Genomic DNA, 19,694 nt, shown 5'->3' on the forward strand with positions numbered 1-19,694 from the left:
CCCCTTCATACTTCGCAAGCAGGAGAGAAGAAGTCCCATGGCTGAAGTTCTCGTCTACGTCGACCACGTGGACGGTGCCGTCCGCAAGCCCACCCTGGAGCTGCTGACGCTGGCCCGCCGCATCGGCGAGCCCGTCGCCGTCGCGCTGGGCAACGGCGCCGCCGACACCGCCGCTGCCCTGGCCGAGCACGGCGCGGTGAAGGTCCTGACCGCGGATGCGCCCGAGTTCGCCGAGTACCTCGTGGTGCCGAAGGTGGACGCGCTGCAGGCCGCGTACGAGGCGGTGTCCCCGGCCGCCGTGCTCGTCCCGTCGTCCGCCGAGGGCAAGGAGATCGCGGCGCGTCTCGCGGTCCGTATCGGCTCCGGCATCATCACCGACGCCGTCGACCTCGAGGCCGGCGACGAGGGTCCGGTCGCGACGCAGTCCGCGTTCGCCGCCTCCTTCACCACCAAGTCGCGTGTCTCCAAGGGCACCCCGGTCATCACGGTCAAGCCGAACTCGGCCGCCGTGGAGGCCGCCCCGGCCGCGGGCGCGGTCGAGGCCCTCGCCGTCTCGTTCTCCGAGAAGGCCACCGGCACCAAGGTCGTCGCCCGCACCCCGCGTGAGTCGACCGGCCGCCCCGAGCTGACCGAGGCCGCGATCGTGGTCTCCGGCGGCCGTGGTGTCAACGGTGCGGAGAACTTCGCGATCATCGAGGCGCTCGCCGACTCGCTCGGCGCGGCCGTCGGTGCCTCGCGTGCCGCGGTCGACGCCGGCTGGTACCCGCACACCAACCAGGTCGGCCAGACCGGCAAGTCCGTCTCGCCGCAGCTGTACATCGCCTCGGGCATCTCCGGCGCGATCCAGCACCGCGCCGGTATGCAGACCTCGAAGACCATCGTGGCCATCAACAAGGACGCCGAGGCCCCGATCTTCGACCTGGTCGACTACGGCGTCGTCGGCGACCTCTTCGACGTCGTCCCGCAGCTGACCGAAGAGGTCAAGTCCCGCAAGGGCTGACCGCATCTTCCCGGCAGGGGCCGCGTGGTGATCTCCACCGCGCGGCCCCTGCCCGTTGTGGCGGACCATTGACGCAGATCACGGGCTCCCATTAACTTCATTTCAACAGAATGTTGATTCCGTGCAGCGGAAACACGGACAGGATCTGCGGAGGGTGTGGGAATGGGTCAGCAGGAGAAGGTGGCGACGAGCCTCGCCGGTGCGGTCAGCGAGGGCATCAGCGCCTCCCTGGCGACGGTGGACGCGGAGCTCGCCCGCCGGTACCCGGGAGACCCCGGCACCCGCCAGCCCGTCCACACCGTCTACGTCCCCGGCAACGTCTTCGCCGCCGACACCATCCGCACCTGGGGCGACGCCGCCCTCACTGCGCTCGACGAGCACGCCCCCGACGCCGCCACCCTCGCCCGCGTCCTCGGTCTGAGCGACGAGCTGGCCGAGCCCGTGTACACCCGGGTGCGCGCCAAACTGGAGCGCGAGCCCATCGAGGACCTGCGCGTCGACTTCGAGGACGGCTACGCGGGCCGCGACGAGGACGCCGACGCCGCACGCGCCGCCCGGCTGATCTCCGAGGCGTACGAGCAGGGCACCGCCGCGCCGTACATGGGCATCCGCATGAAGTGCATGGAGGCCGCCGTACGCGACCGGGGCATCCGCACCCTCGACATCTTCCTCACCGGCCTGATGGAGGCCGGCGGCCTGCCCGGCGGGCTCGTCCTCACCCTCCCCAAGGTCACGTACACCGAGCAGGTGTCCGCGATGGTCCGGCTCGTCGAGGAGTTCGAGAAGGCCCGCGGCCTGGAGAACGGCCGCATCGGCTTCGAGATCCAGATCGAGACCAGCCAGTCCATCCTCGGCCCCGACGGCACCGCCACCGTCGCGCGCATGATCGACGCCGCCGAGGGCCGGGCCACCGGTCTGCACTACGGCACCTTCGACTACAGCGCCTGCCTCGGTGTCAGCGCCGCCCACCAGGCCAGCGACCACCCCGCGGCAGACCACGCCAAGGCCGTCATGCAGGTCGCCGCCGCCGGCACCGGCGTACGCGTCTCCGACGGCTCCACCAACGTCCTGCCCGTCGGCCCCACCGAGAAGGTCCACGACGCCTGGCGCCTGCACTACGGCCTCACCCGCCGGGCCCTCGCCCGGGCGTACTACCAGGGCTGGGACATGCACCCCGGCCACCTGCCCACCCGCTACGCCGCCGTCTTCGCCTTCTACCGCGAAGGCTTCGAACAGGCCGCGGCGCGGCTCGCGGCCTACGCCAACCACGCGGGCGGCGACGTCATGGACGAGCCGGCCACCGCCAAGGCCCTCAGCTCCTACCTGCTGCGCGGCATCGACTGCGGCGCGCTCGACACGGAGGAGGTCGCCCGGCTGACCGGCCTCACGCGAGCCGACCTCGACGGTTTCGCGGCGCCCCGGCGCGGGGAGCTGACGGCCACAGCCGAGTAACAGTCGGCACCCGGCGCACCGCTGTCCCCTTAGGCTGTCTGCCGTCACAGTCGTATCTCAGGAGCGGGGCAGCGGTGTCATCGGGGGAGAACGAACGGCTGGCCGGCCGTTACCGACTGGTCGAACAGCTGGGCCGCGGGGGGATGGGTGTCGTCTGGCGCGCCGTCGACGAGGTGCTCGGGCGCGAGGTCGCCGTCAAGGAGCTGCGCACCTACACCGACGCCTCCGCACCCGAACTGGCCGACCTGACCGTACGGATGCAGCGCGAGGCCCGCGCCGCGGCCCGGGTGCGCCACCCCGGGGTCATCGCCGTCCACGACGTCGCCGAGCACGAGGGCCGCCCGGTCATCGTGATGGAGCTGATCGACGGCCCCTCGCTCGACGACGTCCTCGGCCGGCAGGGTGTCCTCGATCCGCGGGAGGCCGCCGGTATCGGCGCCAGGGTCATGGAGGCACTCGGCGCCGCGCACGGGGCCGGCGTCCTGCACCGTGACGTCAAGCCGGGCAACGTGCTCCTCGACCGCGGGGGACGCGTCGTCCTCACCGACTTCGGCATCGCGGCGATGGAGGACCCGGGCGACGGTACGACCACCCATCTGACGCGCAGCGGCGAACTGGTCGGATCTCTCGACTACCTGGCCCCCGAGCGCGCCCAGGGCCACGAGCCCGGTCCGGCGTCCGACATCTGGGCGCTCGGCGCGACGCTGTACGCGGCGGTCGAAGGATCGTCCCCGTTCCGCCGTACCTCCACCTGGTCCACGCTCACCGCGATCGTCGTCGACCCCCTGCCGGAACCGCGGCGGGCGGGGGCACTCGCGCCGGTACTCCGGCAGTTGATGCACAAGGACCCGGCGCAGCGCCCCGACGCCGAGACGGCGGCGCGGCTGCTGGCCGCGGTCGCGGAGGGCGGCCCGACGGACCGGCACACGGTGCCCCTGGCACCGCCGGTGGCCGCGCCGCCGAGGGTGCCGACCGTGCTGAACGCCGCGCAGCACCACCCCCAGGGCTTCGGCCCGGCGATCACGCACACACCGGCCGCTGCCTCCGCACCCATATCCCCGCCCGCGCCCGTCCCGGCGGCGGGACGCCGCGGGCGCGGCCGGGTGTTGATCGCCGCCTCGGTGGCCGCTGTCCTGCTCGCGGGCGGAGGTATCGCGTACGTCCTCACCGACCGTGGTGACGGCGGCAATGCGACCGGAGAACTGGCGGGCAGCGCTGCCGAGAGCCCGTCGGCGAGCGCGAGCGCCTCCGGCGACACCCCGGGCACGAGCCCCACCGGCGACGGCTCGGCGAGCCCCAGCGGCACCCCGAAGGACAAGAAGCCGACGGAGGACACCGAGACGTCGCCCTCCGCCAAACCGCCTGCCAAGGACGGCGGTTCCGGCGCGGGCGGCACCACGGGCGGCTCCGACGGCGGCACGACCGGCGGCACCGGCTCGACGGGCGGTTCGGGCACGTCCGGCACGACGGGCGGCTCCGGCGGCAGTACGACGGGGGGCTCGACGACCGGAGGCTCGGAGCCGGAGCCGTCCTGCCACCCGATCGGCGGGGGCAAGTACAACTGCCAGGTCTGGAAGACCGCCGACTCCTACAACGGGTCCTGGACCAAGGTCGGTTTCCTGGGCGCCGGCACCAACTACTTCTACTGCCAGGCGAACCTGGGCCGGCGGGAGACGTCGGGCCAGTGGACCAACGTCTGGTGGGCGAAGACGGACGACGACAGCGGCAACCGCAATGTCTGGGTGAGCGACGTCTACATCGAGGGTGGCGACAACGACGCCCCGGTCCCCGGTCTGCCGGTCTGCTGACGACCGGGCGCGGCAGGGCGAGAGCCGCCCGGATCAGGCCGCCGGGGGACCAGGCCTCGCGGGATCAGGACGGCGGGGGAATCTCCCCCGAGCCCCGCGGGATCAGGACGGTGTCCAGCGTCACCTGCGCGGGCTCCTCGGTCACTCCGTCCAGCCTGCGGAACAGCCGCTCCGCCGCCGTGCGGCCCAGAGCCGCCGCGTCCTGGGCTATGACCGTGATGCCGAGCAGGTCGGCGAGCTCGATGTCGTCGAAGCCGACCAGCGCGACCGGCTCCTTGTGTCCGGCGAGGAGCCGGACGACCGTGACGGTGACCCGGTTGTTGCCCGCGAAGATCGCGGTGACCGGCTCGGGGGCCTCCAGCATCGCCGTCACCGCGTGCCGGACCCGCTCAGGCGCCGTGGAGCCCAGCGAGACCCACGCGTCGTCGATCTCCAGGCCGGCGTCCTCCATCGCCGCGCGGTAGCCGCGCAGCCGCTCGACCGCCGTGTGGATGCGCGGCTGGTCGCCGATGAAGGCGATACGCCGGTGGCCGTGGGCGATCAGATGCGCGACGCCCGCGCGCGCTCCGCCGAAGCTGTCGGACATCACCGCGTCCGCCTCGATCCGGCCGGCCGGACGGTCGACGAACACCGTGGCCACGCCCGCCTTGATCTCCGGCTCCAGATAGCGGTGGTCGTGCCCCGCGGGGATCACGATCAGCCCGTCCACCCGGCGCGCGCACAGCGCGAGCGCCAACTCCTGCTCGCGGTCCGGGTCCTCGGCGCTGGAGCCGTTGATCAGCAGGGCGCCGTGGGCCCGGGCGACCTCTTCGACGGCTCGGCTGAGCGGTCCGTAGAACGGGTCGGCGAGGTCCTCGAGCACCAGGCCGATGGACGCGGTCCTGCCCTTCCTGAGCACCCGCGCGCTGTCGTTGCGGCGGAAGCCCAGCGACTCGATGGCCTCCTGCACCCGCCGCTCGGTGTCGGGCGTGACGCCCGGCTCGCCGTTGACCACCCGCGAGACGGTCTTGAGCCCCACTCCCGCGCGCGCCGCCACATCCTTCATCGTCGGCCGATTTCCGTAGCGCGGCTCGGGGCCTCGGGGGCTCCCCGGCGGCTGCGGGGGACGGGTCGTATCGGCCACGGTGAGCTTTCTGTCCGACGGCAGGCGGTCGCGTCCGATGGTATGGGATGGTGTGGCGTCGGGCATAGGGCCTGGACAACGTTGTCAGGGGAATGGAGACTGTTGTCGAATCCGCAGGTCCGACAGTCTCCCGGGGGATCGCACACCGATGCATACCAGCCTCGTCGCCGCTCTCGACATCGGCGGCACCAAGATCGCCGGCGCGTTGGTGGACGGCGGTGGGGCGCTTCTGCTGCGGACGCAGCGCCCCACACCGGCCCGGGAGAGCGGCGACGCGGTGATGCGCGCGGTGGAGAGCGTCCTCGCCGAGCTGACGGCGTCGCCGCTGTGGGCGGGCGTGCGGGCGGTCGGCATCGGCAGCGCGGGCCCGGTGGACCGCTCGGCCGGTACGGTCAGCCCGGTCAACGTCCCCGGCTGGCGCGACTTCCCGCTCGTCGAACGGGTCTCCCGGGCTGTGGGCGGGCTGCCCGTCGAACTGGTCGGGGACGGCGTCGCGATGACGGCGGCCGAGCACTGGCTGGGCGCGGCCCGCGGGTACGACAACGCGCTGTGCATGGTTGTCTCCACCGGGGTCGGCGGCGGTCTGGTGCTGGGCGGCCGCCTCCACGCGGGGCCCACCGGCAACGCGGGGCACATCGGCCACATCAGCGTCGACCTGGACGGCGACGCGTGCCCGTGCGGGGCGCGCGGCTGCGTCGAACGGATCGCCAGCGGTCCCAACATCGCCCGCCGCGCGGTGGAGAACGGCTGGCGGCCCGGTGCCGACGGCGACGCGACCGCCGCCGCCGTGGCCGAGGCGGCGCGCGCCGGCGACCTGGTCGCGACCGCCTCCTTCGAGCGCGCCGCCCAGGCACTCGCCGCGGGGATCGCCGCGACCGCGACCCTGGTCGAGATCGACATCGCCGTGATCGGAGGCGGTGTGGCGGGCGCGGGGGACGTGCTCTTCGACCCGCTGCGCCGAGCGCTGCGGGACTACGCGACGCTGTCGTTCGTGCAGCGCGTGACGGTGGCGCCCGCGCGGATGGGCACGGACGCGGGGCTGGTCGGCGCGGCCGCGGCGGCGATGGCCCTTGGGCGGGCGGCGGACCGGGCTGCGGTCTCGGGTGCGACCGGCCCGTGAGCGCGGCGTGCCCCTCGTCCGGGCCAGGCTTCTCGGGCGTGGCCCGGCCCCGTGCGCCCACGCCCATGGGGCGGCCAGGCTTCACGGGCTGGGCCCGGTCCGTGACCGTGACCTCGGGCCCCTCCGGGGCTCGTATCCGGGACTGCTTTCACGAACTTGCGTTGCGGTATCTCACGACGCTTTACGTCCCGAACACGACCCCTGCACGTCCCTGACCCGGGGTTGGAGCCTGTGCCGACCGTCCGTGGACACCCGCCCGCCCCGGGCAGCAACCACCGGCCGTGGGGACGGCCACCGGCCTGTCACAGCCGAGTCGGCCGGAGGGGGTCGGGGTCGGAGGAGAGGATGCCCGGACGTAAAGCGCCGCAGCTCGCGCGAAGCGCGGTGAGCAAAGCAGTCCGGGTACCCCACTCCGGAGGCCCCGGCCCCCGGCACCACCCCCCGGCAGGGGCAACGCCCCCGGCCGGCCGCGTTCACCAGGCCGGTTCCGTCTGCTGCTGTTGCGGTAGTACGACCACCAGGAACGCGTCCGACTCCAGGTCCATCACCACCTCCACCGCCAGCCCCTCGTCCCGGCGGTGCCGGGCGTACTCCTCGGCGTGCCAGCTGCCCCGGGGATCTCCCGCGGGGAACTTCTCCAACACCGTGCGGCGCATCACGCACCCCCTCGTCTCTTCCGCTCCAACGACGGTCCCCGGCAGGTGTCACGGGCAACGGCCCGGCCACAGTTGCATCCCCGATCAGCCAACGCGTTCCGCCCGGGGGTTTCCGTGGCAGGGTGAAGCGGGCAAGCCACTGTGGGCAACGGAAGAGGGGGACCCGTGATCGTCTGGATCAACGGTGCGTTCGGAGCGGGCAAGACGAGTACCGCACGCGAACTGATCGATCTGATCCCCAACAGCACCCTGTTCGACCCCGAGCTCGTCGGCGCCGGCCTGCGGTACGTGCTGCCGCAGAAGCGACTCGACGACGTCGGTGACTTCCAGGACCTTCCCATCTGGCGGCGGCTCGTCGTGGACACCGCGGCCGCGCTCCTCGCCGAGCTGGGCGGGGTCCTGGTCGTGCCGATGACGCTGCTGCGCCAGGAGTACCGCGACGAGGTGTTCGGCGGGCTCGCCGCCCGGCGCATCCCGGTGCGCCATGTGCTGCTGTGCCCGGATGAAACGATCCTGCGCGCGCGAATAGCCGGCCGCGACGCGCCCGACACCCCGGACGGCGACCAGCGCGTCCGGCAGTGGGCGTACGACCACATCGAGCCGTATCGCGCCGCGCTCGGCTGGATCACCGCCGACGCGCACGTCATCGACACCAGCCGCATCGACCCGCACGAGACCGCCCGGCGGATCGCCGCGGCCGTACGGTCCGGGGCAGCGGCGGTCTGCGACATCGTCCAGACACCCGAGCCCACCGCCGAGACCGTCGCCGCGGGCGTCCTCCTCTTCGACGACGAGGACCGGGTGCTGCTCGTCGACCCGACCTACAAGCCCGGGTGGGAGTTCCCCGGCGGAGTCGTCGAGCGCGGTGAGCCGCCGGCGCGCGCCGGGATGCGGGAGGTCGCCGAGGAACTGGGCATCGAACTGCCCGATGTCCCCCGGCTCCTCGTCCTCGACTGGGAGGCCCCGCGCCCGCCCCGCTTCGGCGGACTGCGGCTCCTGTTCGACGGCGGCCGGCTCCCGGACGGCGACGCGGGGCGCGTACGCCTGCCCGGACCGGAGCTGCGCGACTGGCGGTTCGTGGGCGAACAGGAGGCCGCGCAGCTGCTGCCGCCCACCCGCTACGAACGGCTGCGCTGGGCGCTGCGCGCCCGCGAACGCGGCACCGTTCTCAATCTAGAGGCCGGCACCCCCGTCGGCTGACGCCTCCGCCGCGGCCAGCAGCACCGCAGCGGCATCCTCCGTGAGCGGGTCGCCGTGGCCGAAGCAGACCGTCGACGGCGCGAGCGAGGCAAGGCGGCGCATCGACTCCTGCGCCGTCGGCCGGTCCACGTTGAACACGCCGAGCATCACCTGGCCGACCCCCGCCACGCAGTCGCCCGTGAACAGCACGCCGTGGTCCGGCAGATGGACGCCGATCGAGCCGTCGGTGTGGCCGGGGGAGTGGACCACGCGCGCGCCGCCGCCGAAGCCCAGCACGTCGCCGTCCTCCAGCTCGCGGTCCACCCGGGTCGGCGGCGCGGGCGGCACCGTGAGCCCGTGCTCGTACAGCGGAACCTCCCAGTCCAGGAGTACGGGCTCGGGTACGGGCGCCTCGCCGCGCACGACCGGGGCGTCGAGGCGGTGCGCCAGCACCTCGGCCCCGTACCGCTCGGCCAGCTCGCCGGCCGCGCCCACGTGGTCGCGGTGACAGTGCGTCAGAACGATCCGACGGAGGGCGGCCGGGGCGAGCCCCGCTCCCCGTATCGCGTCCTCGATCAGCGGCGCGGCGTCGCGGTGGCCGGCGTCGACGAGCGTCAGCTCGTCGCCGTCGCGCCACAGGTAGGCCTGGCCGATCGGGAAGCGGAACATGTGCAGCTGCGGCAGTACCCGGATGATGTCCATACGGCGAACGTACGCACGGGAGCACGTCCGCCGCCCGGAACTTCGCTTGCGGCGATCTTCGCCAAGCGCGGAATCGCCCCGCGCCCGGTCGGCGGTCAACCCCGCTTGGACTCCGCGTAGTTCACGAGGAACAGCGCCTCGGTGACCGAGAGCCGCTCCAACTCCTCAGGCGATACGCTCTCGTTCACCGCGTGGATCTGCGCCTCCGGCTCGCTGAGCCCGATCAGCAGGATCTCCGCCTTCGGGTACAGAGCGGCGAGCGTGTTGCACAGCGGGATCGAGCCGCCCATCCCGGACGCCTGCATCTCCTCACCCGGGTACGCCACGCGCATCGCCTCGGCCATCGACGTGTACGCCGGGCTGCTCACGTCCGCCTGGAACGGCTGGCCCTGGCCGACCTGCTCCATCGTCACGCGGGCGTTCCAGGGTGTGTGCTTCTCGATGTGCGCGAAGAGCAGCTTCGTCGCCTCCGCGGCGTCCTGGCCCGGCGGCACCCGCAGGCTGATCTGCGCCCGCGCGCTCGCCGGGATGGACGGCGTGGCGCCCGCCACCGGGTGGCAGTCGATACCGATCACCGTGACGGCGGGGCGCGCCCAGATCCGGTCCGCGACCGTGCCGTTGCCCGGCAGGCCCACGCCGTCGAGGACCCTCGCGTCCTTGCGGAACTCCTCCTCCGGGTACTGCAGTCCCTCCCACTCGGCCTGCGCGGGAAGACCGTCGATCACCGTCGAGCCGTCCTCGGCCCGCAGCGAGTCCAGCACGCGGATCAGCGCGGCCAGCGCGTCGGGCGCGGCGCCGCCGAACTGGCCAGAGTGCAGGTTGCCTTCGAGGGTGTCGACCTGGACGCGGATCATGGTCATGCCGCGCAGCGTCGCCGTCACGGTCGGCAGCCCCACCCGGAAGTTCCCGGTGTCGCCGATCACGATCGCGTCGGCCGTCAGCAGATCCGGGTGCTCCTCCGCGTACCGCTCCAGGCCGCCCGTGCCCTGCTCCTCCGAACCCTCGACGATGACCTTCACCGAGACCGGGACGCCGCCGTTCGCCTTCAGGGCGCGCAGGGCGAGCAGGTGCATGATGAAGCCGCCCTTGCAGTCGGCCGCACCACGCCCGTACCAGCGGCCGTTGCGCTCGGTCAGCTCGAACGGCGGGCTCACCCAGGCGGCCTCGTCCAGCTTCGGCTGCACGTCGTAGTGCGCGTACAGCAGCACCGTCGGCGCGCCCTCGGGGCCGGGGAGCAGTCCGTACACCGACTGCGATCCGTCAGGAGTGTCGAGGAGCGCGACGTCCTGGAACCCCTCGGCGCGCAGCGCGTCCGCCACCCAGTCGGCCGCCGCCTCGCACTCGCTGCGCGGCGCCACCGCCTCGTCCGCCACCGACTGGAAGGCCACCAGCTCCGTGAGCTCCGCCTTGGCACGGGGCATCAGCGAGGCGACGGTCTCGGCGATCGGATTCGCGGTCATGGGCACGCTCCTTGTGGGTGCGACGTTGTGCGATGTGTGTACGGCGAATGTGTGGTCGATCCTCCCACAGCGGGTGGGAGAGGTCTGCGCCGTAGGATGCGGTCGAGAGCATGGGCCACAGGTCGGATCGGGAGCAGAAGTACATCGTGAGCAGCGAGAACGATGCCACCGGAGCAGAGGCGGCAAATGAGCTTGGCGACGGTCCGGCGTGGGACGTCGTCGTGGTCGGCGCAGGACCTGCCGGAGCCTCGGCGGCGTACGCGGCGGCCGTCAGCGGCCGCAGAGTCCTGCTCCTGGAGAAGGCCGACCTGCCTCGCTACAAGACCTGCGGCGGCGGCATCATCGGCCCCTCGCGCGACAGCCTGCCACCGGGCTTCGAGCTGCCCCTGCGCGACAAGGTCCACGCGGTCACGTTCTCGATGAACGGGAAACTGGCCCGCACCCGCCGCTCCAAGCGCATGCTCTTCGGTCTGATCAACCGCCCCGAGTTCGACGCCGGCCTGGTCGAACAGGCGGAGAAGGCGGGCGCGGTGGTGCGCACCGGCGTCACCGTCTCCCGGGTGGAGCAGCACGGCCCCGCCGTCCCCGACCGGCGCACGGTCGCCGTCGTGCTGGCGGACGGCGAGACGGTGCTGGCGCGCGCGGTCGTCGGGGCCGACGGCAGTGCCAGCCGGATAGGCGCTCATGTCGGTGTGAAGCTCGACCAGGTGGACCTCGGCCTGGAGGCGGAGATCCCGGTGCCGGAGACGGTCGCCGAGGACTGGGCGGGCCGGGTGCTCATCGACTGGGGCCCGATGCCCGGCAGTTACGGCTGGGTGTTCCCCAAGGGCCGGACGCTGACGGTCGGTGTGATCTCGGCGCGCGGCGAGGGCGCCGCGACCAAGCGCTATCTGGAGGATTTCATCGCACGGCTGGGGCTCGCGGGCTTCGAGCCCGCCATCTCCTCCGGGCACCTGACCCGCTGCCGCAGCGACGACTCGCCGCTTTCGCGCGGGCGGGTGCTGGTGTGCGGGGACGCGGCCGGTCTCCTGGAGCCGTGGACCAGGGAGGGCATCTCCTTCGCCCTGCGGTCCGGGCGGCTCGCGGGGGAGTGGGCGGTACGGATCGCCGAGGCGCACGACGCCGTGGACGCCCGCAGGCAGGCGCTGAACTACGCGTTCGCCATCAAGGCGGGGCTGGGCGTGGAAATGGCGGTCGGCCGGCGGATGCTCGCGGTCTTCGCACGCCGGCCCGGACTGCTGCACGCGGCGATCACCGGGTTCCGGCCCGCGTGGACGGCCTTCACCGACATCACCCGAGGTGCGACGACGCTGGCCGGCCTGGTGCGCAGCCACTCGCTGGCGCGGCGCGCGCTGGACGTGCTGGACAAGCGCGCGTAGGGGTTGACTCAGGGGGCTGGACCGGGGGTGGGGTTCGCGCGGGGTCAGGCCCTCGGGGGCAGCCCTCTGGTGCGCCCGCGCCGCGGATCGGTGCGCCCGGTGCGGCGGGACGGGCGTCTCGGGCCGCGCGGGCGGGGTTCGCGCGGTCGGGCCCTCGTGTGCGCCTGCGTCCGAGGATCGGTGTGCGCGCGCCGCGCGACCAGCCTGCCGGGGCCGAGGTCGGGGCCCGTGCGGGCTGCCGGAGGCGGTGTCGGCGGCTGAGCGCCGACCGAGGGCCGGCGCCCGGATGCCTTGCGCCCGTAGCGCGCCACGGGCGGCGAGCCATGTGACGCCGCCGCGTATCACGGTCACCGGGTGACCGTGATGCGGAAGACGGGGTGCTTGTGGGCGGCTGCGAGGAGTTCCTCGTCCGTGGAGTCGGCGGTGATGTCCCCGAAGAAGCGTCCGACCTCCCAGCCCCAGCGCGCGAGGTAGGAGCGGAGCAGGGCGGGCTTCTCCTCATCGGGCAGTTCCACGGCGGTGAACTGTTGTGTCCTGCGGCCCACCTGGAGACGTCCGCCGCCTGCGGCGCGCAGATTGCGGACCCACTGCGAGTGGCCGCGGGCGGAGATCAGGAACGGGCCGCCCTCGTAGGGGAGCGGGTTGACCGGGATGCGGCGCCACTCGCCGGTGGAGCGGCCGCGTACGGAGAGCTCCGCGGTGCCCATGAGGCTGATGCCGCGGCGGGCGAGCCACCCGACGGTGTTGTTGAGGATCGTGTCGAACCGGTTGGGCTTGATGTAGTGCGCCGGAGTGTGCTGCGGCATGGCCGTCTCGCTTCCTGTGCGTACCTTTCGAGAGCACTGCTCTCGCTTGAGAGCAGTGTGCACGGTTTGCTGATCCGGAACAAGGGCAGCGCTCTCTCTTTGGAGAACTGCTCTCGTTATTGGTCAGTGCTCCGGAACGTGACATGCTGTCTCGCATGACCACCGTCCGAGGGGCCAGGGAACGGGCCCGCAACGAAATCACCGCCGCGATCAAGGAAGAGGCGCGCAGACAGCTGGCGGCCGAGGGAGCGGCGAAACTCTCCCTACGCGCGGTCGCCCGCGAGCTGGGCATGGTGTCCTCGGCGCTCTACCGCTACTTCCCGAGCAGGGACGACCTGCTGACCGCGCTCATCATCGACGCGTACGACGCGGTGGGAGCGGCCGCCGAAGCCGCGGCGGGGCTGCGCGGTCCGGCCGCCGCCCCGCTCTCAGGGGCCGAGGCCGACGCCGGCCCTGCCGCCGGGACGGCCCCCGCGCCCGCCGGCGGCGGAAGGGGCGGCGCCGCGTTGCCCGCCGGGAGGCAGTCCGCGCGGTGGAACGCCGTATGCAGGGCCGTACGGGCCTGGGCCGTCGCGCACCCCCACGAGTACGCCCTGATCTACGGCTCCCCCGTCCCCGGCTACATCGCGCCCCGGGACACCGTCGCACCCGCCTCGCGCGTCGGCGGCGTGTTCATCTCGATCACGCGCGAAGCGCATCGCACCGAGGGCCTCGCGGTCCCGCCGCTCCAGGACGCGCTGCGCGCCGAGGCCGAGCGCGTCGCCGCGGCCTTCGCCCCCGACCTGCCGCCGTCCGTCGTCGCCGCGCTCGTCGCGGCCTGGGCGCAGCTGTTCGGGCTGATCTCCTTCGAGCTGTTCGGGCAGTTCGAGGGGGTTGTCGAGGACCGCGACGCGTTCTTCGAGCACGCCGCGGCCCGGCTGGCCGCCGAGGTCGGGCTGCGCCCCGGTCAGGCCGCCGGCACACCGCCGGGCAGCAGCGCCGGGTCCTGACGCAGCACCCGCCGGCGCGGGGGCGCACAGCGCCTGTCCCGGTCCGCGCCCACCACCTCCGAGACCTCCGCCGCGCGACCCGTACGCGACCAGCGCGTCCGCCGAACGGCCGCTGCGGTACAGGCCGGGCCGGCTGTGAGACGACCGCTCCGGCCACGTGGCCGCGCCAAGCGCCGCAGGGACAATCCGGGCGCGACCGTCAGCGACCCCGGTGGGCGTTGAGCCGGGCGGCCTGGCGCGTCAGGTAATCGCGCTCGGCGAGGTTGGATGCCTTCTGAGCCGCCTCGGCGTACAGCCGTGCCGCCGTCGACAGGTCGCCGTCGCGCTCGTGGAGGTACGCCGCCACCGCGGCGTGGCGGGGCAGTGAGGCATCCAGCCCCGCGAGCGCCGCCAGCCCGGCTCGCGGTCCGTCGGCCTCTCCGACGGCCACCGCGCGGTTGAGCAGGACGACCGGGCTGTCGGTCAGGCGCGCGAGCTCGTCGTACCACTCGACGATCTGCACCCAGTCGGTCTCCTCGGCGGTGGGCGCGTCGGCGTGGAGTGCCGCGATGGCGGCCTGGGCCTGGAACTCGCCCAGCCGGTCGCGGGCGAGCGCCGCCTGCAGAATCTCGACGCCCTCGGCGATCGCCTCGGTGTCCCACCGGCCGCGGTCCTGTTCGGCGAGCGGCACCAGGCTGCCGTCCGGCGCGGTCCGGGTGGCGCGCCGGGCGTGGTGGAGCAGCATGAGGGCGAGCAGCCCCGCCACCTCGGGGTGGTCGACCTGGGCCGCGAGCTGCCGGGTGAGCCGGATGGCCTCGGCGGCGAGGTCGACGTCACCGGAGTAGCCCTCGTTGAAGACCAGGTAGAGGACGCGCAGCACGGTGGCGACATCGCCGGGCTGGTCGAACCGCACCCCGGAGACGGTGCGCTTGGCCCGGCTGATGCGCTGCGCCATGGTCGCCTCGGGTACCAGGTAGGCCTGGGCGATCTGGCGGGTGGTCAGCCCGCCGACGGCGCGCAGCGTGAGCGCGACCGCGGACGACGGCGTCAGCGACGGGTGTGCGCAGAGAAAGTAGAGCTGGAGCGTGTCGTCCACCGCGGGCGCAGGCCCGGGCGCCGGCTCCTCGTCGACGAGGTCCTCACGCCGGCGGCGGGCGGTGTCCGCCCGGGTCGCGTCGAGGAACTTGCGCCAGGCCACGGTGACCAGCCAGCCCTTCGCGTCGCGCGGAGGGTCGGCGGGCCACACGCGGACAGCCTCGACAAGGGCGTCCTGCACGGCGTCCTCGGCCGCCGCGAAGTCGGCTCCGCGGCGGACGAGGATCGCGAGCACGCTCGGCGTGAGGCTCCGGAGCAGGGCCTCGTCCATCGATGAGGTCACCTGAGAGGTCACTCCGTGATGGTCGGCTGCACGCCGTAGAACGGGCGCACCTCGAGCCACTCGTAGATCGGCTTCCCGCCCGCACCAGGGGCGGCAGACAGCTCTCCGGCCAGCTCGACGGCGCGCTCGTAGCTGTCGACGTCGATCACCATCCAGCCGGCGATGAGGTCCTTGGTCTCGGCGAAGGGGCCGTCGGTGACCGGCGGGCGCCCCTCACCGTCGTACCGCACCCACGCCCCCTCGGGGGCGAGCGCCTGACCGTCGACGAACTCGCCCGTCTTCTCGAGCCGGTCCGCGAAATCCTGCATGTACTGCATGTGGGCCGAGATCTCCTCCGGCGTCCACTGGTCCATGGGCACGTCGTTGACCGCTGCCGGGGCGCCGCGGTAGTGCTTGAGCAGCAGGTACTTGGCCATCGTGTTCTCCTCGGTGCTGGTGCGGCCCATTGTGGTCGCGTTCAACCCTGGGACGGAGCCGGTCACGGGTTCTCGACATCGCCGACCGAATTTTTTTGGCTCTCGTGGATGAGTCCGGCGCGCGCGGATGCCGCCGGGGCCCGTACTGCACAGGGAGTACATGTGATCACCACGCCGGGGTGACGCCCCCGCGCCGCACCCCGGTCTAGCGTGACCGGTATGGAACAGCAGAGCGCACGCAGATGCGGTGGTCCACCCCGGACACGGGGAGGGCCACCGCTGATGCGTCAGTGGGAGGAGCGCCGGGAGCAGACCCGCGTCCCCTGGGTGTCGACCGTGGCGCTGGCCGTCTTCGTCATGGTCGGCACGGGCTTCGCCGCCGAGGGGCAGCCGGAGCGGGAGCAGATCGACGCCTTCGCGCGCGTCCTGCTGCTCCTCGGCCCCGCGCTGCTCCTGCTGCGCATCCGGTACCCGGTCGCCGCCGTCTCGGGCGTGTGCGCGAGCGCCTTCGTGTACTTCGCGGCCGGGTACCCCTACGGACCGGTCTTCCTCACCATCGCCGTCGGATGCTTCGCCGCGATCGTCGCCGGGCACCGGCGCGCCGCCTGGTGGTCCATCGGTCTGCTGTGGGCGGGGCATCTGCTGATCGCGCACTGGCTCTACCGCTATCTGCCGCCGGCCGGCGACGAAGCCGCACCCTGGGGTCAGGAAATCTTCGTCACCGCCTGGGTGGTGGCCGTCGTCGCCGCGTCCGAACTCGTCCGCGTACGGCGAGAGGTGTGGGCCCGGGAGCGTGCAGAGCGCGCGGCCGCCGAGAAGCGCCGCGCGGACGAGGAGCGGCTGCGCATCGCCCGCGAACTCCACGACGTCCTCGCCCACTCCATCTCCGTCATCAACGTGCAGGCGGGCGTGGGCCTCGCGCTCCTCGACTCGGATCCCGAACAGGCACGGTCCGCCCTGACCACCATCAAGGCCGCCAGCAAGGAGGCCCTGGGCGAGGTACGCCAGGTACTGGACACTCTGCGCGCCCCCGGCGACGCCCCCCGTGCGCCCGCCCCGGGCCTGGCGCGCCTGCCCGAGCTCGTCGAGCAGGCGGCGAGCACCGGCCTCACCGTCGACGTCGACACCGCGGGAACTCTGCCCGCGCTGCCGCCCGGTACCGACCTGGCCGCCTTCCGGATCGTCCAGGAGGCGCTGACGAATGTCGTACGGCACTCGGGTTCGCGTACCGCGCGGGTACGCATCGCCTACGCCGCGGGCCGCCTCGACCTGCGGATCGACGACGACGGACCCGCCACCGGGACCGACGCCGGGGGCAGTGGGAACGGACTTGCGGGGATGCGGGAGCGGGCGGCGGCCCTCGGTGGCACGATCGAGGCGGGTCCGCGGCCGGACGGCGGCTTCCGGGTCCACGCCGAACTGCCCGCGCAGCCCAAGGAGACGATGTGATCCGCGTACTGCTCGCCGACGACCAGATGCTGGTGCGGGCCGGTTTCCGGGCGCTGCTCGACGCCCAGCGGGACATCGAGGTCGCCGGCGAGGCGTCGGACGGCGAGGAGGCCGTGCGCCTGGTCGGCGAACTGCTGCCGGACGTGGTGCTGATGGACATCCGGATGCCGCTGATCGACGGACTCGCCGCCACCCGCAGGATCACCGGCGACGAGCGCCTGAAGGACGTCAAGGTGGTCATGCTCACCACCTTCGAGCTGGACGAGTACGTCTTCGAGGCGATCCGCTCCGGGGCCTCCGGCTTCCTCGTGAAGGACACGGAGCCGGACGAACTGCTGCGCGCCGTACGGGCGGTGGTGGAGGGCGACGCGCTGCTGTCCCCGGGCGTCACGCGCCGGCTGATCGCGGAGTTCGCGGCCCGGTCCAAGGCTCCGGCGAAGGCCGCGGGGCTCGAGGAGCTCACGGAGCGGGAGCGCGAGGTCATGGCGCTGGTCGGCATCGGCCTGTCCAACGAGGAGATCGCCCGCCGCCTGGTGGTCAGCCCGCTCACCGCGAAGACGCACGTGAGCCGGACGATGGTGAAGCTGGGCGCCCGCGACCGGGCCCAACTGGTCGTGCTCGCCTACGAGTCGGGTCTGGTACGGCCGGGCTGGCTGGGCTGAGGCCCGGGCGTACGGCGCCCGGGAACGACGTGAAGCGGCCGGCGGGCAGGTGCCCGCCGGCCGCGTCCCCCGTGGCGGTGGCTGTCAGTCGCCGACCTTGACCCGCTCCCGCTCCGCCGCCGGCACGGACGTCGCGACGACGACCGGCTTGCGGACGGCGCGCCGGGTACGCAGTCCGGTCAGCGTGATCAGCAGTCCGACGGCCGCGATCGCCGTGACGACCACGAGGCCCGGCCGGAAGCTGTCCAGCACCTCCTGCGCCGAGGCGCCGGTCTCGCCGCCCGCGGTGATCACCGCGGTGACGACGGCCAGGAAGAGGGCGCCGCCGACCTGGATCGAGGTGTTCAGCAGACCGGAGACCATGCCCTGCTCGTGGTCCTCGACACCGCTGGTGGCCTGGATGTTGAGGGACGGGAAGACCAGGGCGCAGGCCGCGCCGAGCAGCAGCATCGACGGCAGGATCACGGCGGCGTACGTGGGCGTCAGGTCGATCTGGAGGAAGAGCGCGTACGCGACGACCAGCAGCGCGAATCCGGTGGCGATCACGCGGGGCGTCCCGAAGCGGTCGACGACCGAGCCGATCTTCGTCGCCGAAAGCGCGACCAGCGCGCCCGCGGGCAGGAACGCGAGGGCCGTCTGTAGGGCCGACCAGCCGAGCAGCGACTGCATGTACTGGGTCACCAGGAACTGGAAGCCGACGTACGAACCGAAGAAGAACGCCGCGCCGAGGTTCGCCCGGATCTGGTTGCCCGAGCGCAGCACGCCGAGCCGGATCAGCGGGTGCGAGCTGCGGCGCTCGATGGTGACGAACGCGGCGAGCAGGACGGCGGTGGCGGCGAAGGAGAGCAGCGTCTGCGCGGAGGCCCAGCCCACTTCGGGTGCCTGGACGACGGTGAAGACGAGCAGCAGCATCGACAGCGTGCCGGTGACGGCACCGGGCAGGTCGTAGCCCTTGCCGGAGTCCTCACGGCTGCTGCGCGGGATCAGCTTGATGCCGACGAGGAGCGCGATCAGGGCGATCGGCGCGGGCAGCAGCATGGTCAGCCGCCAGCTCACCTCGGTCAGCAGGCCGGAGAGCACGAGCCCCATGGAGAAGCCGGTCGCGGCGCAGGTGGTGTAGATGGACAGCGCGCGGTTGCGCTGCGGGCCCTCCTTGAAGGTCGTGGTGATGATGGACAGGCCGGCGGGCGCCGTGAAGGCGGCGCTGAGACCCTTGATGAAGCGGCTGGCGATCAGCAGCGGGCCGGAGTCGACGAGGCCGCCGAGCAGGGAGGCCAGCGCGAAGACGGCGAGGGCGATGAGGAAGACGCGGCGGCGGCCGAGGAGGTCGGCGGCGCGGCCGCCCAGGAGCAGCAGTCCGCCGTAGCCGAGGATGTAGCCGCTGACGATCCACTGCAGGGTCGAGGTGGACAGGTCGAGATCGGTGGCGATCGAGGGCAGGGCGACGCCGACCATCGAGACATCGAGGGCGTCGAGGAACATCGCGGCGCAGAGCACGAGAAGGGTGCCCCACAGGCGTGGGCTCCAGCGGTCCTGCGATGTGGGGACGTCGATCGGAGAGGTCATGCGCAGCACACTACATGCACATGCATTGACTGCAAGTGCATTTAATTCCAGTGCAACAAAGTGAGGCTTTTCTGCTAACGTGCGGTCATGGCTGCGACGAAATCCGAGCGCGTGCTCGTGAAGGAGTGGCGGGACGTCCTCGCGCTGCACGCGCGCACCATGTGCGAGCTCGATCGCGAGCTGCACAGGTTCGGACTGGGCGCCAGCGACTTCGAGGTGCTGGACGTGCTGGCCGAGCTGGCCACCGGCGCCGGGGCGCCGGGCGAGTGCGCGTCCCGCGTCCAGGAGCTGGCCGGCCGTGTGCACCTCAGCCAGAGCGCTCTCTCACGCCTGATCGCCCGCCTGGAGAAGGACGGCCTCGTGACCCGCGGCATGTGCCCGGAGGACCGCCGCGGAGTGAAGGTCGCGCTCACCGAGGAGGGCCGCGCGCGCCACGCCGAGGTGAAGCCGCTCCAGCGCGCGGTCCTGTCGCGCATGCTGCCGGGTGCCGCGGACTCTCGCGCGGACGACAGCGCGTCCGCGTGAGCGGACACGTCACGATGGCCCGGCGCTGAGGGTAGGGCACGCGGC

Annotated in this window: 18 protein-coding genes; 10 read left to right on the forward strand and 8 right to left on the reverse strand. The window is 72.9% G+C overall.

Translation table 11 applies throughout. The features are described from left to right. Positions 1-37 precede the first annotated feature (37 nt). The 3 genes from ACF08N_RS22965 (at position 38) to ACF08N_RS22975 (ending at position 4,260) form a co-directional block, all read left to right on the forward strand. Positions 38-1,000: an electron transfer flavoprotein subunit alpha/FixB family protein gene (locus ACF08N_RS22965; RefSeq protein ID WP_392326521.1), complete on the forward strand. Its 963-nt coding sequence runs from the start codon at positions 38-40 to the stop codon at positions 998-1,000. A 156-nt stretch (positions 1,001-1,156) separates the two neighbouring features. Continuing rightward, positions 1,157-2,452, forward strand: coding sequence for a DUF6986 family protein (locus ACF08N_RS22970; protein WP_392326522.1), 1,296 nt, complete (start codon positions 1,157-1,159; stop codon positions 2,450-2,452). A gap of 74 nt (positions 2,453-2,526) precedes the next feature. Further along, positions 2,527-4,260 carry a serine/threonine-protein kinase gene (locus ACF08N_RS22975; RefSeq protein ID WP_392326523.1) on the forward strand — a complete coding sequence of 578 codons (1,734 nt, stop codon included), beginning with the start codon at positions 2,527-2,529 and terminating at the stop codon, positions 4,258-4,260. Between the two features lie 64 nt (positions 4,261-4,324). Here the strand turns inward: ACF08N_RS22975 and ACF08N_RS22980 are convergent, their stop codons facing one another. Next, the gene (locus ACF08N_RS22980) at positions 4,325-5,305 is read right to left on the reverse strand and encodes a LacI family DNA-binding transcriptional regulator (protein WP_392326524.1); all 981 of its coding nucleotides are present in this window, start codon (positions 5,303-5,305) and stop codon (positions 4,325-4,327) included. Positions 5,306-5,531: 226 nt separating this feature from the next. Between ACF08N_RS22980 and ACF08N_RS22985 the strand changes: the two genes are divergently transcribed. Next, a complete protein-coding gene (locus ACF08N_RS22985; RefSeq protein ID WP_392326525.1) occupies positions 5,532-6,503 on the forward strand; it encodes an ROK family protein in 972 nt (323 codons plus the stop codon). Positions 6,504-6,976: 473 nt separating this feature from the next. Here the strand turns inward: ACF08N_RS22985 and ACF08N_RS22990 are convergent, their stop codons facing one another. Continuing rightward, on the reverse strand, positions 6,977-7,159 hold the full coding sequence (locus ACF08N_RS22990; RefSeq protein ID WP_392326526.1) for a hypothetical protein: 183 nt from the start codon (positions 7,157-7,159) through the stop codon (positions 6,977-6,979). A gap of 165 nt (positions 7,160-7,324) precedes the next feature. Between ACF08N_RS22990 and ACF08N_RS22995 the strand changes: the two genes are divergently transcribed. Further along, on the forward strand, positions 7,325-8,359 hold the full coding sequence (locus ACF08N_RS22995; protein WP_392326527.1) for an NUDIX domain-containing protein: 1,035 nt from the start codon (positions 7,325-7,327) through the stop codon (positions 8,357-8,359). Here ACF08N_RS22995 and ACF08N_RS23000 read toward each other — a convergent pair. Next, positions 8,333-9,040 (reverse strand): MBL fold metallo-hydrolase, encoded by a 708-nt coding sequence (locus ACF08N_RS23000; protein ID WP_392326528.1) that lies wholly within the window; start codon positions 9,038-9,040, stop codon positions 8,333-8,335. The genes ACF08N_RS22995 and ACF08N_RS23000 overlap by 27 nt on opposite strands. A 95-nt stretch (positions 9,041-9,135) precedes the next feature. Next, the gene (locus ACF08N_RS23005; RefSeq protein WP_392326529.1) at positions 9,136-10,500 is read right to left on the reverse strand and encodes a dipeptidase; all 1,365 of its coding nucleotides are present in this window, start codon (positions 10,498-10,500) and stop codon (positions 9,136-9,138) included. 110 nt (positions 10,501-10,610) lie between these two features. Here ACF08N_RS23005 and ACF08N_RS23010 point away from each other — a divergent pair, with 110 nt between their 5' ends. Next, a complete protein-coding gene (locus ACF08N_RS23010) occupies positions 10,611-11,879 on the forward strand; it encodes a geranylgeranyl reductase family protein (protein WP_392326530.1) in 1,269 nt (422 codons plus the stop codon). Positions 11,880-12,226: 347 nt separating this feature from the next. On the opposite strand, the gene ACF08N_RS23015 is transcribed toward ACF08N_RS23010, so the two are convergent. Further along, complete coding sequence (locus ACF08N_RS23015) at positions 12,227-12,685, reverse strand: nitroreductase family deazaflavin-dependent oxidoreductase (RefSeq protein WP_392326531.1); 459 nt, start codon at positions 12,683-12,685, stop codon at positions 12,227-12,229. A 155-nt stretch (positions 12,686-12,840) separates the two neighbouring features. Between ACF08N_RS23015 and ACF08N_RS23020 the strand changes: the two genes are divergently transcribed. Continuing rightward, positions 12,841-13,674, forward strand: coding sequence for a TetR/AcrR family transcriptional regulator (locus ACF08N_RS23020; protein ID WP_392326532.1), 834 nt, complete (start codon positions 12,841-12,843; stop codon positions 13,672-13,674). Positions 13,675-13,873: 199 nt separating this feature from the next. Here the strand turns inward: ACF08N_RS23020 and ACF08N_RS23025 are convergent, their stop codons facing one another. Together ACF08N_RS23025 and ACF08N_RS23030 are read right to left on the reverse strand one after the other, a co-directional pair. Further along, the gene (locus ACF08N_RS23025; protein ID WP_392326608.1) at positions 13,874-15,019 is read right to left on the reverse strand and encodes an RNA polymerase sigma factor; all 1,146 of its coding nucleotides are present in this window, start codon (positions 15,017-15,019) and stop codon (positions 13,874-13,876) included. A gap of 20 nt (positions 15,020-15,039) precedes the next feature. Continuing rightward, positions 15,040-15,447 carry a YciI family protein gene (locus ACF08N_RS23030; RefSeq protein WP_392326609.1) on the reverse strand — a complete coding sequence of 136 codons (408 nt, stop codon included), beginning with the start codon at positions 15,445-15,447 and terminating at the stop codon, positions 15,040-15,042. 282 nt (positions 15,448-15,729) lie between these two features. Between ACF08N_RS23030 and ACF08N_RS23035 the strand changes: the two genes are divergently transcribed. Both ACF08N_RS23035 and ACF08N_RS23040 read left to right on the forward strand, forming a co-directional pair. Next, positions 15,730-16,896, forward strand: coding sequence for a sensor histidine kinase (locus ACF08N_RS23035; RefSeq protein ID WP_392326533.1), 1,167 nt, complete (start codon positions 15,730-15,732; stop codon positions 16,894-16,896). After that, positions 16,893-17,558 (forward strand): response regulator, encoded by a 666-nt coding sequence (locus tag ACF08N_RS23040; RefSeq protein ID WP_392326534.1) that lies wholly within the window; start codon positions 16,893-16,895, stop codon positions 17,556-17,558. The genes ACF08N_RS23035 and ACF08N_RS23040 overlap by 4 nt, the downstream gene beginning before the upstream one ends. Positions 17,559-17,642: 84 nt before the next feature. Here the strand turns inward: ACF08N_RS23040 and ACF08N_RS23045 are convergent, their stop codons facing one another. Continuing rightward, positions 17,643-19,124 (reverse strand): MFS transporter, encoded by a 1,482-nt coding sequence (locus tag ACF08N_RS23045; protein ID WP_392326535.1) that lies wholly within the window; start codon positions 19,122-19,124, stop codon positions 17,643-17,645. 87 nt (positions 19,125-19,211) lie between these two features. Here ACF08N_RS23045 and ACF08N_RS23050 point away from each other — a divergent pair, with 87 nt between their 5' ends. Next, a complete protein-coding gene (locus tag ACF08N_RS23050; RefSeq protein WP_392326536.1) occupies positions 19,212-19,649 on the forward strand; it encodes a MarR family winged helix-turn-helix transcriptional regulator in 438 nt (145 codons plus the stop codon). Positions 19,650-19,694 lie beyond the last annotated feature (45 nt).

Origin of the sequence: Streptomyces sp. NPDC015127, from assembly GCF_043080095.1 — a bacterium.
In the GTDB taxonomy this organism is placed as follows: domain Bacteria; phylum Actinomycetota; class Actinomycetes; order Streptomycetales; family Streptomycetaceae; genus Streptomyces.